The following is a 16,720-nucleotide window of genomic DNA, read 5'->3' as shown; positions in this document are numbered from 1 at the left end:
TCTGCATCAGCAGGGCTTGGATTTTTTCTATTAAGCCGGAGCGTCGTCAAATCGCCGCTCCAGATTCACGAATTTATTGTATTCCTTCACAAACGCAAGGGACACGTTTCCAACCGGACCGTTACGTTGCTTGGCAATGATGATTTCGATAATATTTTTGTTTTCCGCTTCTTTGTCATAGTAATCTTCACGGTATAAGAAGGCTACGATATCCGCATCCTGCTCGATACTTCCTGATTCACGAATATCAGACATCATAGGACGCTTATCTTGACGCTGTTCCACGCCACGGGAGAGCTGAGACAAGGCGATAACCGGAACTTCAAGCTCACGGGCCAGTCCTTTAAGGGAACGGGAGATTTCAGAAACCTCCTGCTGACGGTTTTCTCCTGAACGCCCGCTCCCCTGAATGAGCTGCAAGTAGTCAATGAGGATCATTCCAAGCCCATGCTCCTGAGCGAGACGTCGGCATTTAGAACGAATTTCCCCCACTTTAATACCTGGCGTATCATCGATATAGATCCCGGCATTCGAGAGGCTTCCCATTGCCATCGTAAGCTTTCTCCAGTCTTCATCGGTTAAATCACCTGTTCGAAGGTTTTGGGCATTAATATTGCCTTCTGCACACAGCATACGCATAACGAGCTGCTCAGCACCCATCTCCAGGGAGAAGATCGCGACGTTTTCTTTCGCTTTAACGGCGACGTTTTGAGCGATATTCAGGGCGAAAGCTGTTTTACCCATGGAAGGTCTGGCTCCCACAATGATCAAGTCATTTCGCTGGAAACCGGCTGTCATATGGTCAAGGTCTGCAAACCCCGTTGAAATCCCTGTTACATCACCTTTACGATTCGTTAAGGTTTCGATGTTGTCATAGGTTCTGACAAGGACATCTTTAATATTATGGAATGCACCGGCATTTTTTCGTTGTGCGACTTCCATGATGTTTTTTTCCGCTTCACTCAGAAGGCTGTCGACTTCATCCTCGCGGGCATAGCCGTCAGAAGCAATATCCGTCGCTGTACGGATCAATCGTCTCAGTAATGATTTTTCTTCCACGATCTTTGCGTAATATTCAATATTTGCAGCCGTCGGAACTGAGGCTGCAAGCTCACTTAAATAAGCGACCCCGCCAACATCTTCAAGCTCTTTGGCTGCAGCAAGCTCTTCTGTCACTGTAATTAAGTCGACGGCTTTTCCCCCGTCTCCCAAATTCAGCATGACATTGTATATTTTTTGATGAGAATGACGATAAAAATCCTCTGGAATCAATATTTCTGATGTGGTCGTTAATGCGCTGGGCTCTAGGAAAATAGCTCCTAATACCGCTTGTTCTGCCTCAATATTCTGAGGTGGAATCCTATCCTGGAACACTTCATTCATCTATGCATAACCTCCAATTCAAACTGCGAAGGGGCAACAGACGTCTAAAGGCATCTGCTGCCTGCGTCAAAGTTAACACCTTAATCTATATAAAAATAAGAATTTAGTCCTACCGAAAAAATGTGATCGGGATAGTATCCAGATCACATTTTTTATCAAGCTATATTCATTTTAACATGTTTTTCTCAAAATGAAGTTACCAAATTTCGTATATTTTCTCTGATAGAATCTTACTCTTCTGTTACATGTACCTTTAAGGTAGCTGAAACATCCGTATGAAGCTTCACAGGGACATTCGTATAGCCTAGGGCACGAATGGCATCGTTCATTTCAATTTTACGTTTATCGATTTTGATGTCATGTGCTTTTTTCAACCCATCCGCAATTTGCTTGCTTGTGATGGAACCGAATAAACGACCACCTTCACCGGATTTTGCTTTCATTTCAACCGTGATTTCTTCTAAAGTCGCTTTTAATCGTTTTGCCTCTTCAAATTCTTCCTGAGCCAGTTGCTCTTCTTTCTTCTTTTGACCCTCTAGCTGACCCATATTTGCATTTGTTGCTTCAACGGCCAAGCCTTTTTTTAATAAGAAGTTATGTGCATAGCCATCTGCTACGTTTTTTACTTCTCCTTTTTTCCCTTTACCTTTAACGTCTTTTAAGAAAATTACTTTCATATCTCTTTTCTCCCTTCAAAATAATCATTTAATGCTTCCTTCAGCTGTTCTTCAGCTTCTAGTACAGATGCTTGCTTTATTTGAGTAGCGGCGTTGGTTAAATGACCTCCACCGTTTAAGTTTTCCATAATGATTTGTACGTTTACGTCACCTAAAGAACGGGCACTGATCCCGATTGTTTCCGGATCCCGCTTGGAGATGACGAAGGAAGCTATCACTTCATCCATGGTCAATAACGTATCCGCTGCCTGTGCAATCAAGACGGGATCATAGATGACATCCTCCTCTGCTTTCGCAATCGCAACGCCTTCACGGAAAAATTTAACCGATTCGATTAACCTTGAACGTTTGATATAGGTATCGACATCCTCTTTCAGAAACTTTTGTACCAATACGGTATCTGCTCCTTGTGCCCTTAAATAAGAAGCAGCATCGAAGGTCCTCGATCCCGTTCGAAGCGTAAAGCTCTTCGTATCGACAATGATTCCTGCCAGGAGGGAGGTGGCTTCAAGCATCGTGATTTTTTCATGTTTAGGCTGATATTCCAATAGCTCCGTCACAAGTTCTGCTGTTGAAGAAGCATATGGCTCCATATAAACAAGCAATGGGTTCTTAATAAAGTCTTCGCCACGTCGATGATGATCGATCACCACGACTTTATCCATTTTGTTTAGAAGCCTTTCTTCAATGACCAGGGACGGCTTGTGGGTATCGACGACCACGAGCAGTGTATCCTCTGTCGCCATTTCGATTGCTTCCTCAGGGGTGATGAATCGGGAATGAAGATCTGAATTTACTTTTATCTCCTTCATCAATCGTTTCACACCATTATCAATTTCATTAAAGTTTAGGACAACGTATCCTTCACGCTGATTCATTTGAGCCACTTTACGAATGCCGATGGCAGCTCCAATGGCATCCATGTCGGGATGTTTATGTCCCATAATGATGACCTTGTCACTTTCGAGCATGATTTCCTTTAGTGCATGGGAAATGACTCTGGCACGTACACGGGTACGTTTTTCCATTGGATTGGTTTTTCCACCGTAGAATTTAACCTTTCCATTGGTTTGCTTAATGGCCACCTGATCTCCTCCACGACCTAAAGCGAGATCCAGGCTTGATTGGGCAAGGGTACCCAGTTCAGGCAGGGAAGAAACCCCAGTCCCTACACCAATACTTAAAGTCAAAGGTACATTTTGCTTGGCTGTGGTATCCCGGACATCATCCAATATACCGAACTTTTCCTTCTCCAATACTTGAAGGATCTTTTCATTAATGACGGCGATGAACCTCTCAGAAGAGACCCGCTTCAAGAATACACCATATTCTTTCGCCCACTTATTCAGAATGGACGTCACTAAACTATTCAAGCTGCTTCTTGTTTGATCGTCCATCCCTTGCGTTAATTCATCATAGTTATCTAGAAAGATGATGCCAATATTCGTGCGTTCATCATGATATTGTTTTTCTATTTCTTTTTGTTCCGTGACGTCAAAGAAATAGAGAAGTTTTTCTTTGAGCTTCAATACGACATGATACTTTCTCTCATTAATCGTCACGATTTCTGAATCTACTTCCTGCTTGATTAATGGGACTAGAGTTTCTGCCACATCGTATAAGGATCTTCCAACGACTGTATCTTCATTAAAACAAGAGGCCAGAAAAGGATTCGTCCATTCTATGTAATATTCATCATTGATCAGCATGATCCCAATGGGCATCTCCATTAACGCCTCTTCCCCTACACGCTTTACACGATAGGATAAAGTGGAGATATACTCCTCTGTTTCTTCGTGCGATCTTCTCTCAAAATAGAAAGCGAGAAAATACACGATTCCAAAGACAATCAACCCTATTAACGAAATGATCCATTGGTAAAAGGAAACCGATACTAACAATAGAGCTGTTAATATAGCAAGACCGTACAATGGGTAGCGGATCATTCGCTTATTAAAATAAGATGGCATGATTTCAGCTCCTGGACCTTAAATTTCTATGACTTGCGTTGTAGGCGTTGTCTTAGATCAAATCCTAAGTCAATTATACCTAAAATTCGCACGAGATAAAGAAGAGGAATCGAAATGATTGTAATTAATACCAAAATTCCTTTTGACCATCCTTTTATATGAGCGAAGAAGTAGAGGAAAGACAAGCCCTGTACCGCCATCAATGTTTGCAATACATACAGAACATTAAGAAGGGCCGTATAAGCATACGTTCCTTTCTCCGGCTGCAGAATCATGGATAGAACTAAGGTAAGTAAATAATACCAAAGGATACTCTTAGGAAGCTTCCATTCTCTAAATGGTTTAAATACGGGAACATCTCTCCCTAAACGCTTCATTATGGGAAAGTTGATCAGCATGAACAACAGGGCCATTACGACAGCAATTCCCACAAACAAAGTAGGCATCAAGGTCTGAATGAGATCAATGGAGTTCTCCAGACTCTCCACCAGTCTCTTATCCGGTGCTTGACCAATCTTCTCAAGTAAAGAATAATAAGCAGCCTTCGATTCAGCTAAGCTATCTTCTATAATATTAACATTGAAAAGTAGGATAGAAAAAACAAAACCAATCACAATATTGATGACAAGTGTGAGGCTTGACGCCATAAACAGCCTCATTTTATCTACTTTCGCTTTCACACACCAGCCAATCACCACCCCGGTTGTCGCAACCATGAAGGCAACAGGCAGCGCAATGAGCCCTCCAAACAAGAAGGATAATCCTAACGATCCGATCAATACATATAAAGAATTCAGTAACGAATACTTAGAACTGAACAGAATAAGAGGGAGGGGCAATACGAAAAATGCAAGGGTCCCGATTAGCGGAACATATAAAGCCAACAACAGTAAAACAGTAAAGATGGCGAGCATAAGCGCACCTTCCGTTAACACACGGGGATTTTTCAATTGAAACGCTCCTTACGATAAATTCAAAAACATGCAATAGCACTATCATATCAATTTTGGAGATAGATTTCATCTAACGGGTCCTTATCCGAAGGTGACGAGCATTCTTTAATGTCCGCCATTGTTGTGCTACTTTCCACTAAACTTGTGCAATTGTCAATATGAATAACTATTATTTTCATTTTACTTCATTTTGAACAAAAAAGAAGGAGCCCTTCTACATGCTTCTTTTCTTTATCTACTCTAGTATGCACTCACTTTAAAAAGGAGTATACGCAGTAGATAAAGAATAGCAATGTATCAGGACCACCCTCTAATGAATATTATGAAATTTTAAACCGTTCGATTGAAGACTGAAGCTCTTGACTTAGGTCTGTTAAGCGTTCAGCAGCTTGTGTAACCGATTGGACGGCCATTACTTGTTCTTCTGTAGAGGCACTCATTTCCTCGCAGGAAGCAGCCGTTTGTTCCGCTGTAGCAGCCATCATCTGGATCACGTTGACCACTTCATCTTTTTCAAGATTGATTTGACCAACTTCCTCATACATTCTTTCAATTTCATCCTGCATGGATTTCATTAACTGTGAGGTTTGGTCAAAAACGTGATTGGTCTTTTGGATCACTTCATTTTGAACGTCAAAGGTCTCCTTCGTTTTCACCATTTCGTCAACCGCTTGATGAGAGCCTTGTTGAATTTCTATAATGGTTCGTTTTACTTCTTCGGTTGCCTTCACTGACTGATCCGCAAGCTTTCGTACTTCTTCCGCCACGACAGCAAATCCTTTGCCGTGTTCACCTGCTCTAGCCGCCTCAATGCTGGCATTTAATGCAAGGAGGTTCGTTTGAGAAGAAATATCCGTTATTGTGCCCATGACCGATTCAATCGTCTTCACCTTTGCTTCCAAACTAAAGATGACTTTCTCCATGGAGGAGATGTATTCACTGGAAGAATGGTAGGCATTTTCTAATTCTTTTACCTGGTTTAACCCGGACTGGTTCATGACATCTGCTTGTCCAGCCATCTCAGACATAGCTTTGGATTTTTCATAGACTCCATTAATTCTTGTTCCTAGTTGCTCTGTTTGATGATGAGCCCGGTCAGAGTCTGCTGCTGACTGAGAAGCCCCTGTCGCAATTTCGGAAACAGCCTTTGCCATCTCTTCACTTGAAGCATTTGTCTCCTCAGAAACGGCACTTAATCCCTCAGCTGATTCTCGGACATTATAAATCGATTCTTGGACAACTCGTATCGTATCTTTCATATTTACGATCATTTTGTTTAAATCGGACGCTAGTAATCCTGTCTCATCTTTTGAATTAATTTCAGACTGAATGGATAAATCTCCAGTAGAGACATCGGTTACCGTTTTTTGAAGGTGCTTGATTGGTTTAGTGATTTTATTAGAAATGAACACAACTAACACCAACATGACAGCCAGAGTAATGAGGGCTGTCACGATCAGTAATCGTTCGATTTCTTTCGATGACTGAATAAGATCCTCCATACTATAGGCAGAGCCCACTTTCCAATTCGTCTTGGGTACCGTATTATACACCAATACCTTTTCGTCACCGTCCAGTTCGTATCGGATTGTATCGGATTCCTTCTCAGAAGTCAGCATTTTATCGATGAAAGGTAGCGATGACAGATCTTCCCCCCGCTTAGTAGGGTGAACGATGGCTGTACCATCGAGTCCAATCAGGAATGGATAGCCATTAAACCCAATGTCCATTTCTGAGACTCGATCAGTAAGTTTCGTCAAGTTAATATCGACACCGAGAACGCCTACTACTTTATTATCTGAAACAATCGCTCTGGAGGCTGTAATGATATATTCTTCCGTTGCAGTATCTACGTAAGGATCGCTCCACACCACGCCAGCCCTTACTTCCTCAGCGTTTTTATACCAATCCCTGCTTGTTGGATCAAAGTCACTTGGCAGAGAGACGGATGGAACGATTTTCAATTTCTTATTTGGTGAAGCGAAATAAATAGAAGTAGCTTCCCCATAAAGGCTTAAGTAATTATCAAAATCAGATTGAATATTGGCAAATAGCTCTGTATTTTCACCAGCAGATTCTGTTTGCAATTGTGCTTTTGCATAATCTTTTAACGAGTTGGAAATTGAATATTGATCAATACTCTTTTCGTATTGTCCAAGAAAGAGTTGCACTGAATTATTTAGCTCTCCTACAATCCCTTGAGTTTGGTCAATGACCTCTTTCTCTGTTTTCATTCTCGTCTGCAAGCTTGTAATTGAAATAATAATAGCTAACGAAACCATAAATAGAATGGATATGATTACAATAAGCTTCATTCTAATGGATGATAGAAGAAAGCCCTGTTTCCTTTTGTTTTTCTTTTTCACATAAATTCCCCCTCTAACTGCCAAAACTATCTATATATACACTTATTCATCGACATTTTCCACCATTTCTTTATAGGTATAGGGGAATTTACAAGAACAAAGTGAAGATGGACAGGATAATCGAAGAGGTACTTAGCAGATGAAGGATAGATCTCATACACACCGTTTAAAAAACGGCATAAAAAAAAGCAGCAGAGACAAGTCTCTGCTGCTTTAGCCGATGATATTATTCACCAGTAACGTATGGAAGTAATGCCATTGTACGAGCGCGCTTGATCGCACGAGTCAACTTACGTTGGTACTTAGCGTTCGTTCCAGTTACACGACGTGGAAGAATTTTTCCACGTTCAGATACGAATTTCTTAAGAAGATCTACATCTTTGAAATCGATATGTGTAATTCCGTTTGCTGTGAAGTAGCACACCTTACGACGTCTACGTCCACCTCTACGTCCTCCTGCCATTTGTTTCGCCTCCTGTCTTGTTTGGATTCATTATCGTTCGTTTAGAATGGCAGATCATCATCGGAAATGTCGATCGGCTGACCGTCATTTGCAAATGGATCCTCATCTACACGTGTATAGTTGTTGTTATTATTGTTGTTGCGCTGTTGATTCTGATTCTGACTATACGGATTTCCTTGGTCGCGTTGACCTCCACCCGAATAGCCCGGACTTCCTCCACGATCGCCTTGATTCGCACTACGCGGCTCTAAGAACTGAACGCTTTCTGCTACAACTTCCGTCATAAACACACGGCGTCCATCCTGTCCTTCGAAATTACGTGTTTGAATACGACCGTCAACGCCAGCTAAGCTGCCTTTTTTAAGAAAGTTTGCTACATTCTCTGCAGGGCGACGCCATACAACGCAGTTAATAAAATCTGCTTCCCGTTCTCCTGATTGATTCGTAAAACTACGATTGACAGCCAGTGTAAACGAAGCAACAGCCACTCCACTTGGAGTATATTTTAATTCAGGGTCTTTGGTTAAACGCCCTACTAGTACAACTCGGTTCATCATCAGAATCAACCCCTTCCTTCTAGTTTACTGTTTCATGTGAAACAGATGATAGAAGTGTATATCTTAAAAAACGTACGGATTATTCTTCTTCTTTAACAACGATATGACGGATAATATCATCGCTGATTTTAGCTAAACGATCGAATTCGTTAACTGCATCAGAAGTAGCGCTCATCTTAACTAGTTGATAGAAACCATCACGAAAATCGTTGATTTCATACGCTAAACGACGTTTACCCCAATCTTTTGACTCGATGATTTCCGCGCCGTTAGTTGTTAAAACGTTATCGAAACGCTCAACTACTGCTTTCTTTGACTCGTCGTCAATGTTTGGGCGGACAATGTACATAACTTCGTACTTTCTCATCTGAATGTCACCTCCTCGTGGTCTATGCGGTCCTTTCTTTGTGAAAGAACAAGGAGCAATGCGTTCATTACTCACGAATTAAAATTATAGCACAGGTTATCTATTATTGCAATATGACGTAAAAAAAAGACTAGAATCGAAACTCTAGTCTTTCATTCACAAATTTATACATTAAAACGGAAGTGAATGATGTCTCCGTCTTTTACGAGGTATTCTTTACCTTCTAATCGCACTTTTCCTGCTTCACGGGCTGCACCCATTGTTCCGGCTTCCACAAGGTCTTCATAGGAAACTGTTTCGGCACGGATGAAGCCTCTTTCGAAGTCGGTATGGATGACTCCGGCACATTGTGGAGCTTTCATCCCTTCACGGAATGTCCAGGCGCGGACCTCTTGAACGCCGGCTGTGAAGTACGTAGCCAGTCCTAATAAAGAATAGGTAGCGCGGATCAGCTGATCTAAACCGGATTCTTCAATCCCCAGCTCTTCCAGGAACATTGCTTTTTCTTCATCATCAAGCTCAGCAATTTCAGATTCGATTTTCGCGCAGACAACAATCACTTCTGCATTGTCTTCTTTAGCGAATTCACGTACTTTCTGAACATATTCGTTGTCAGAAGGGTCGGCAATTTCATCTTCACTTACGTTTGCTACATATAATACAGGCTTTGAAGTCAGAAGGTGTAGCTGTTTCACAAGCTTCATTTGTTCATCTGAGAACTCAACCGTACGTGCCGGCTGCTCCGCTTCAAGAGCTTCTTTGATTTTCACAAGGATATCATGCTCAAATACTGCTTCTTTATCTTTTTGCTTGGCCATTTTCTGAACTCTGGCGAGACGCTTATCCACTGTTTCAAGGTCAGCTAAGATCAATTCCAGGTTGATGACTTCAATATCCGCAATCGGATCTACTTTACCTGAAACGTGTGTGATATTATCATCCGCAAAACAACGCACAACCTGACAGATTGCATCCACTTGGCGAATATGAGATAAGAATTTATTCCCTAATCCTTCTCCTTTACTCGCTCCTTTTACAATCCCGGCGATATCCGTGAATTCAAAGGCAGTGGGAACCGTCTTCTTCGGTTCTACAAGCTCTGTTAATTTATCTAAACGGTGATCGGGAACTTCTACAATTCCTACGTTCGGATCAATTGTACAGAAAGGATAGTTGGCAGATTCTGCACCTGCTTTTGTAATTGCATTAAATAAAGTGGACTTCCCTACGTTAGGTAATCCAACAATACCAGCTGTTAAAGCCATTATGGTCACTCCTCATCTAAATTCTTATCTATTAAAAATCATGTAAGATCGAAAATAAGTAAACGGTCGAACCTTTCACAATTATAGAGATAATAGAGGGAAAAGACAAGTGAAGCTTCAGGCATCGGCATGGCTTACTAAAAAGAGCATCCAATCGACTGAAACCGACTGAATGCTCTTAAACCTTGGCAATTTAACCATAGGATGGATTAGGTCAAAAGAAATATGGGTAAAAAAAGAATACTTATCCTTCCTCGCCGCTGCTGATGACTTTTTTCATTTTTTTCGCAAAATCTTTTCTGGGAATCATGACGCTGTGACCGCATCCAACACATTTGATGCGAATATCCATTCCCATACGGATCACTTTCCAGCGGTTCGTACCACATGGATGCGGCTTTTTCATTTCTACAATATCATTTAATGTGAATGTCTTGGGCTCCACTGGATTTCTCCTCCTTATTCGCTTTCAAGTTTTCTTTGTTTTTCTTCACGGGGTTTGATATCTTCCTGATCCTGACGTGAATACATCACCATACGAGGGAATGGAATTTCGATACCATGCTCATCCAGGCATAGTTTAACCTCTTTACGGATCATTCTTGCCATATACCAATGTCTCATCGGAACCGTTTCAGCCACGATCCGAATGACCACATCTGAAGCTCCCAGGGTTTGAACACCCAACAGTTCAGGTGGATTCACCAGATCTTCATACTTTTGCGGTAAAGCAAGGAGAAGCTCCTGCATCACTTTCTCTGCTTCTTCTATATTTTCTTCATAGGCAATACTGACATCTACGACCGCAATGCTGTTGTGAATGGAGAAGTTCGTTACTTCTGTAATATTACCATTGGGGAAGATATGTAATTCCCCGGTCCAGCTCTTGATCTTTGTCGTACGAAGGCCGATTTCTTCAACAGTACCTTCAGCAGAACCAATTCGAACATAGTCACCGACTGAAAACTGGTCCTCGAATATAATAAAGAAACCCGTGATGATGTCCCGAACAAGGTTTTGTGCACCGAAACCTACCGCCAGACCGACAATCCCGGCACCGGCAATCAGCCCTTTCACATCAATATCAAGAGTCGATAAAATCGTCATTAAACTAATGAAATAAATCACATAGGTCAATACATTCTCTAATAGTTTCGATAACGTGGCTTCGCGACGCTCCGTAAACTTAAGAGGTGAACGGGACCGGACCCTGAACACATTTCGAATGGCTGACCTTCCCAGCCTTAGAGCGATATAGGTGATGACCATGATCGCCACAATTTTTATCGCACCTGATCCCAGGGCAATCCATAATTCATTATCTATAAGTTTTTGAGCTGCTTCACTATCTTTTATTTTGTCTACTGTTTCTTCAACTTCTGTTTTAGTACTCGACATATATACCGAACCTCCACTTATCATTCAATAAGAAGTATTCCTTATTTTATCAACTTTCCCTCTCCTTGTGTAGATATAACCTCATATTACTATAGTTTATAGAAAATTTTTATTTTATGAAAAATCCAACCATATTATGTATGAAAAAAAGAAATCGTCCGTATACTGATAATACTTAGAAAATATGATTATGGTAGTCAGTCCGACAAAGTATGTTCACTATAAAATTCCCTTTAAACATATCCAAAGGAGTGGAAGCGATGAATCTAAAAAAAGGACTATTTGAACGAAGATCTGAACCCTTTAGAGTCCTTCATCAGGAAGAGCGTGCGGCACAGGATCTTTCCGTTCAATTGTCGTCGATGCTTCCCACTTACTATCGTACAAGACCCATTGTTTTCGTATGTATTGGCACAGACCGTTCAACAGGGGATTCATTAGGCCCATTAGTTGGAAGCTTAATAGAAGAACAAGGTATCAAACCATTTCATGTCTATGGAACGTTGGATGATCCGATCCATGCAGTAAACCTGGAAGAGAAGCTCGGTCAAATTGCCGCTAAACATATCAATCCTTTTATTATCGGTGTAGATGCCTGTCTCGGTCGATTAAAAAGTGTCGGCGCCATTCAATTAAGTGAGGGACCATTAAAACCTGGTGCCGGCGTAAATAAAGAGTTACCAGAGGTTGGTGAGATTCACCTGACCGGAATCGTGAATGTAAGTGGATTTATGGAATTCTTTGTGTTACAAAATACACGTTTGAATCTTGTGATGAAAATGGCCAAGACGATTGCCGAGGCCATTGTGCTGGCAGGCGATTCAGTGGAACGCCGCAACGCCGTCAGTATTGAAAAATGGCGGGAGGAATTACAGCAATAAAAGGGAGATGATCCAGATACGTTCCGGGTCATCTCCCTTTTCACTTATTACATATAGAGTTGGTATGCGTATATGATTCCTACGACTAATCCCACTACGATGATTCCGGGAAGTAAATTGGCGACTCTGATCTTTGTTACACCGAGGAGATTGAGACCAATCGCAAATATCATGATTCCTCCCGTTGAGGTCATCTCTACAATATAGGTATCCATCAGTTCTTTTGGAACCCACTGATGAATTTGAGTCGCAAACAGGGCAATGAATCCTTGATAAAGGACGACAGGGATCGCCGAAAACATGACACCAATTCCTAGTGTCGTCGTTAGGATCAGTGATGTAAAGCCATCAATGATCGACTTTGTCAGCAGAACATCATGATCGCCCCTGATGCCGCTATCCAATGCACCTATCACAGCCATTGCTCCAATAACAAAAATAAGGGTAGCTGTGACAAACCCTTGAGAAATGGATGTTTCTTTATTACTGCCCAGCTTCTTTTCCAACCAGTTACCCAATGAGTTAAGCTTGTCCTCCAGGTTCATCCACTCTCCCCATGCAGCACCGAGTGCCAGGCTGATGATGACAATGAGAAAATTTTCACTTTTCAATCCCATCTGTAACCCAAGGACGATGACGGCTAAACCAATCGCTTTCATGACAGTTCCCTTCATGTCTTCCGGGATGCGATGAAGGACTTTACCCAGGAGAGTTCCGATGATAATACATACTCCATTTACCAGCGTTCCTAATAGTACCATGACGTTCTCCTTATCTGTCTGAAAAATTCTGATTCCTGCTTTTTAAATGATTATTTCCCAAAGAATAGTGTATCTTCTATGTACCATATGGAAGAGGACTGGCTTAATAGGTATAAGTATACCTTTTTAAGCCAGTCCTTTTCCCAAATCGTTACTGCAATAATTCCAAAATACGATCGAGGTCTTCTTTCGAAAAAAATTCGAGCTCGATTTTTCCTTTTTTCTTTGATTGTTTAATCGTGACCGTTGTCCCGAAGCGTTCGCGCAGAAGGGATTCCTGTTCCTGAATGAAAACATCTTTACGCTCTGTCTTTTTTGTTTCACGTGGAACATTCTCATTCAGTTCTTGAATGATTTTTTCTAATTGGCGAACGTTTAATGATTCTTTAAGGATACGATTGACAACCGTTGATAGATTCTTCTTATTTTTCAACCCAAGGAGTGCACGTCCATGTCCCATCGTTAACTTACCTTCTGAGATAAGTTCCTGAATAGGAGCAGGGAGGGATAGTAAGCGAATGTGATTGGCAATATGAGGTCTGCTCTTACCCAACCTCTTCGCTAATTCCTCCTGAGTGAGCTTTAGCTTATCCATCAGCATTTGATAAGCTGCGCCTTCTTCGATCGGTGTCAGGTCTTCACGTTGAAGGTTTTCTAATACGGCAAGCTCCATCATTTGTTGCTCATTCAATTCCCGGACCACGACAGGAGCCGATTCTAATTTAGCCGCTTTGGCTGCACGATAACGGCGTTCCCCAACGACAATTTCATACCCTTTGATCGTTTTACGCACAATGATCGGCTGCAGGATTCCGTGTTCTAAGATCGAATCCTTTAGTTCTTCAATTGCTTGCGGCTCAAAGATCTTTCGTGGCTGATATGGATTCGGCCGTATTTCTTTCAGGCTCACTTCTTGCACGGACTCTTCATTTTGAGTTGTTTGGATATTGGTAAAGAGAGCATTGAGGCCCTTTCCTAAACCTTTAGCCATTCGCCGCCACTTCCTTTGCTAGTTCTAAATAAACTTCTGCTCCCCTGGACTTTGCATCATAGATGATGATCGGTTCACCATGACTGGGCGCTTCACTTAAACGAACGTTACGAGGAATAATTGTGCGATACACTTTATCTTGAAAGTATTTTTTGACTTCTTCTATGACCTGGATTCCCAGATTGGTTCTCGCATCAAGCATCGTAAGGAGCACACCATCGATCATAAGGTCATGATTCAGATGCTTCTGAACTAAACGAACGGTACTCAATAGCTGACTTAATCCTTCCAGAGCATAGTATTCGCATTGAACCGGTATGACGACAGCATCTGAGGCTGTTAACGCATTGATTGTCAATAACCCTAAAGACGGCGGACAATCAATGATAATATAATCAAATTCGTCTTTCACTTTTTCCAATGCTTTCTTTAAACGCACTTCACGGGAGATGGTTGGAACAAGTTCAATTTCTGCCCCCGCCAATGAAATCGTTGCAGGTACAATGGATAAATTCTCAACTTTTGATTGTTTAATCGTTTCTCTGACATCCACATCATCTACCAGCACATCATATATGCACTGCTGGACATCCCCTTTTTCCACACCTACACCACTAGTGGCGTTTCCTTGGGGATCAATGTCTACCAGTAAAACCTTTTTCCCTATATAAGCTAAGCAAGCCCCCAAATTGACGGATGTTGTGGTCTTTCCCACTCCACCTTTTTGGTTTGTAACGGCTACTATTCTGCCCAAGGTTGTCACCTACCTTTTGACTTCCTAAGATTCACTAAATTTTTTCACAGTATTCTTCTATTCTATCAAAATTCCTTGTTAATTGTCTGTCAATTTTTCATGTTTCTAAAAACAGGTAATTATGAACTGTTCATTCGTCATGAATCGATCGTAAATCCTCTGATTCGACAACAAAAAAAGTGAGAAACCAATCCGAGATGTTTCTCACTTTTAGACTACGAATCTATTTTTTTTTAGGAATACGGATGGTGAATTGATAGAATTCCTCATGCTCTTCTTCTTCAGAGTCCAGATTGATTCCGCTGTCCGATACCATGGAGAGAGATTGACGAATCGTATTCACAGCTATTCTCATATCCTTACTGAATGCTTTACGTTTCGATTTTGGCTTTTGAGTCGTTCCTTCTTGCATTTTCACAACCCGGTCTTCGGTTTGTTTGACATTCAAGCTTTTTTCAATGACTTCTTGAAGGAGCTGAATTTGCTTTTCTGCATTCTTCAGAGGAATCAAAGCCCTGGCGTGACGTTCTGTAATCAGTTTATCTAATAAGGCTGATTGAATTTCTTCTGGAAGCTTTAGGAGACGAAGCTTGTTCGCCACAGTCGATTGTCCTTTTCCTAAGCGTTGAGCAAGGGCTTCTTGGGTTAAATCATGTAACTCCAACAGTTTTCCATACGCAATGGCTTCTTCTATAGGAGAGAGCTCTTCTCTTTGTAAGTTTTCAATTAATGCAACAGAAGCTGTTTCTGTATCATTAAGATTCTTTACAATGGCCGGTACGGTGTCCCAGCCAAGCTTTTGAACGGCTCTGTATCGACGTTCACCTGCAATGATTTCAAACTGCTCATCATCGTATTGTCTAACCACAATCGGTTGGATAATACCATGAGTATGAATCGTTCTGGATAACTCTTCTATCTTTTCATCATTGAACACTGTTCTTGGTTGAAAGCGATTAGGGATGATTTGTGAGACGGGTATCTTTTTCACTTCATCTCGATCTTCTTCCACTACATTTGATTCTTCAGATTCAACATCTTGCTCCTTTTCACCTAGGCCAAAAAAACGAGAGAAAGGATGCTTCATCTTCCTACACCACCTTTAAGAAACTCCCTTTAGTAATATTCTCTAAAATATGGCAAGTTCCTGCCTGTGCTGAGATTTTCAAAGTATTGTTACTGTCACGGCAGGAGATATTCCCATATTATTCCAACGGTAATTTATTGGGTGTCCCAGGTTTTCTGGGATATTTGTTAGGCGTTTCTTTCACTTTGTCGATCTTCACGATATTTCGTTCGCTTTCCTCTTCCGGTAAGAAGAAGGAATACATTTTATCTGTTTGTCCACCCAGCATGCCAATGGCTTTCTTCGCATTGGATAGCTCCTCTTTCACATTTGAAGCCTTCATCGCTACGAATAAGCCGCCCTTTTTAACAAGTGGCAAACATAGTTCACTTAATACAGACATTCTGGCTACAGCTCTTGCTGTAACCATATCATACTTTTCACGATGATCCTTGTTTTTACCAAAAGTCTCAGCTCGATCATGATAGAAATTCGTGTTTTCAAGTCCTAACTCATCTGATAAATGGTTTAAGAACGTAATCCGCTTGTTCAAGGAGTCAACAATCGAGATATGTAAGTGCGGGTAGCATATTTTAAGAGGGATACTCGGAAAACCGGCTCCTGCCCCAACATCACAAAGAGTTGTCACCTGCGTGAAATCAACATAAAAAGCTGCACTGATTGAATCGTAAAAATGCTTTAAATACACATCTTCCTTTTCAGTGATGGCCGTCAGGTTCATTTTTTCATTCCATTCAACCAACAATTCATAATAGCGCTCAAACTGAGTTAATTGCTGAGGAGAAAGGGAGATACCCTTCTCCTCAAGCATTGATTGAAATTCATTTACATTCATGAAATTATCCTT

At 41.3% G+C, this 16,720-nt stretch carries 17 protein-coding genes; 1 reads left to right on the top strand and 16 read right to left on the bottom strand.

Translation table 11 applies throughout. The features are described from left to right. Positions 1 to 30: 30 nt before the first annotated feature. From dnaB to RSX31_RS16375, 11 genes are all read right to left on the bottom strand, one after another. Positions 31 to 1,383, bottom strand: a complete 1,353-nt coding sequence (dnaB, locus tag RSX31_RS16425; protein ID WP_148996236.1) for a replicative DNA helicase — start codon at positions 1,381 to 1,383, stop codon at positions 31 to 33. A 230-nt stretch (positions 1,384 to 1,613) separates the two neighbouring features. Further along, positions 1,614 to 2,060, bottom strand: coding sequence for a 50S ribosomal protein L9 (gene rplI / locus RSX31_RS16420; RefSeq protein WP_315635223.1), 447 nt, complete (start codon positions 2,058 to 2,060; stop codon positions 1,614 to 1,616). After that, on the bottom strand, positions 2,057 to 4,030 hold the full coding sequence (locus tag RSX31_RS16415) for a DHH family phosphoesterase (protein WP_148996235.1): 1,974 nt from the start codon (positions 4,028 to 4,030) through the stop codon (positions 2,057 to 2,059). The genes rplI and RSX31_RS16415 overlap by 4 nt, the downstream gene beginning before the upstream one ends. 26 nt (positions 4,031 to 4,056) lie before the next feature. Continuing rightward, positions 4,057 to 4,980 carry a YybS family protein gene (locus tag RSX31_RS16410; protein ID WP_315635222.1) on the bottom strand — a complete coding sequence of 308 codons (924 nt, stop codon included), beginning with the start codon at positions 4,978 to 4,980 and terminating at the stop codon, positions 4,057 to 4,059. Positions 4,981 to 5,303: 323 nt separating this feature from the next. Beyond that, the gene (locus RSX31_RS16405; protein ID WP_315635221.1) at positions 5,304 to 7,349 is read right to left on the bottom strand and encodes a methyl-accepting chemotaxis protein; all 2,046 of its coding nucleotides are present in this window, start codon (positions 7,347 to 7,349) and stop codon (positions 5,304 to 5,306) included. 226 nt (positions 7,350 to 7,575) lie between these two features. Next, positions 7,576 to 7,812 (bottom strand): 30S ribosomal protein S18, encoded by a 237-nt coding sequence (gene rpsR, locus RSX31_RS16400; RefSeq protein ID WP_034764780.1) that lies wholly within the window; start codon positions 7,810 to 7,812, stop codon positions 7,576 to 7,578. Between the two features lie 41 nt (positions 7,813 to 7,853). Next, positions 7,854 to 8,369 (bottom strand): single-stranded DNA-binding protein, encoded by a 516-nt coding sequence (gene ssb, locus RSX31_RS16395; RefSeq protein WP_034764778.1) that lies wholly within the window; start codon positions 8,367 to 8,369, stop codon positions 7,854 to 7,856. Between the two features lie 79 nt (positions 8,370 to 8,448). After that, positions 8,449 to 8,736, bottom strand: a complete 288-nt coding sequence (rpsF, locus tag RSX31_RS16390) for a 30S ribosomal protein S6 (RefSeq protein WP_034764776.1) — start codon at positions 8,734 to 8,736, stop codon at positions 8,449 to 8,451. A 164-nt stretch (positions 8,737 to 8,900) separates the two neighbouring features. Beyond that, on the bottom strand, positions 8,901 to 10,001 hold the full coding sequence (gene ychF, locus RSX31_RS16385; protein ID WP_282138447.1) for a redox-regulated ATPase YchF: 1,101 nt from the start codon (positions 9,999 to 10,001) through the stop codon (positions 8,901 to 8,903). 244 nt (positions 10,002 to 10,245) lie between these two features. Continuing rightward, positions 10,246 to 10,446 carry a DUF951 domain-containing protein gene (locus RSX31_RS16380; RefSeq protein WP_148996231.1) on the bottom strand — a complete coding sequence of 67 codons (201 nt, stop codon included), beginning with the start codon at positions 10,444 to 10,446 and terminating at the stop codon, positions 10,246 to 10,248. A 14-nt stretch (positions 10,447 to 10,460) separates the two neighbouring features. Then, a complete protein-coding gene (locus RSX31_RS16375; protein WP_315635220.1) occupies positions 10,461 to 11,399 on the bottom strand; it encodes a mechanosensitive ion channel family protein in 939 nt (312 codons plus the stop codon). Positions 11,400 to 11,659: 260 nt separating this feature from the next. On the opposite strand from RSX31_RS16375, the gene yyaC reads away from it, so the two are divergent. Further along, positions 11,660 to 12,280 carry a spore protease YyaC gene (gene yyaC, locus RSX31_RS16370; protein ID WP_148996229.1) on the top strand — a complete coding sequence of 207 codons (621 nt, stop codon included), beginning with the start codon at positions 11,660 to 11,662 and terminating at the stop codon, positions 12,278 to 12,280. A 47-nt stretch (positions 12,281 to 12,327) separates the two neighbouring features. Here yyaC and RSX31_RS16365 read toward each other — a convergent pair whose 3' ends face one another. From RSX31_RS16365 to rsmG, 5 genes are all read right to left on the bottom strand, one after another. After that, entirely contained in the window at positions 12,328 to 13,041 is a 714-nt protein-coding gene (locus RSX31_RS16365) for a DUF554 domain-containing protein (protein WP_148970553.1), read from the bottom strand. Between the two features lie 151 nt (positions 13,042 to 13,192). Then, entirely contained in the window at positions 13,193 to 14,032 is an 840-nt protein-coding gene (locus tag RSX31_RS16360) for a ParB/RepB/Spo0J family partition protein (RefSeq protein WP_148970552.1), read from the bottom strand. Beyond that, positions 14,025 to 14,786: a ParA family protein gene (locus RSX31_RS16355; protein ID WP_148970551.1), complete on the bottom strand. Its 762-nt coding sequence runs from the start codon at positions 14,784 to 14,786 to the stop codon at positions 14,025 to 14,027. Before RSX31_RS16355 ends, RSX31_RS16360 begins: the two co-directional genes overlap by 8 nt. Before the next feature lie 223 nt (positions 14,787 to 15,009). After that, positions 15,010 to 15,873, bottom strand: a complete 864-nt coding sequence (gene noc / locus RSX31_RS16350; RefSeq protein WP_148996228.1) for a nucleoid occlusion protein — start codon at positions 15,871 to 15,873, stop codon at positions 15,010 to 15,012. 118 nt (positions 15,874 to 15,991) lie between these two features. After that, positions 15,992 to 16,708 carry a 16S rRNA (guanine(527)-N(7))-methyltransferase RsmG gene (gene rsmG, locus RSX31_RS16345; protein ID WP_148996227.1) on the bottom strand — a complete coding sequence of 239 codons (717 nt, stop codon included), beginning with the start codon at positions 16,706 to 16,708 and terminating at the stop codon, positions 15,992 to 15,994. Between the last annotated feature and the right edge of the window lie 12 nt (positions 16,709 to 16,720).

The sequence above is a fragment of the Rossellomorea yichunensis genome, assembly GCF_032337515.1.
In the GTDB taxonomy this organism is placed as follows: Bacteria; Bacillota; Bacilli; order Bacillales; family Bacillaceae_B; genus Rossellomorea; species Rossellomorea yichunensis.
Note: the sequence above shows the minus strand (reverse complement) of the source record. Positions and strands in the feature narration are given on the sequence as shown.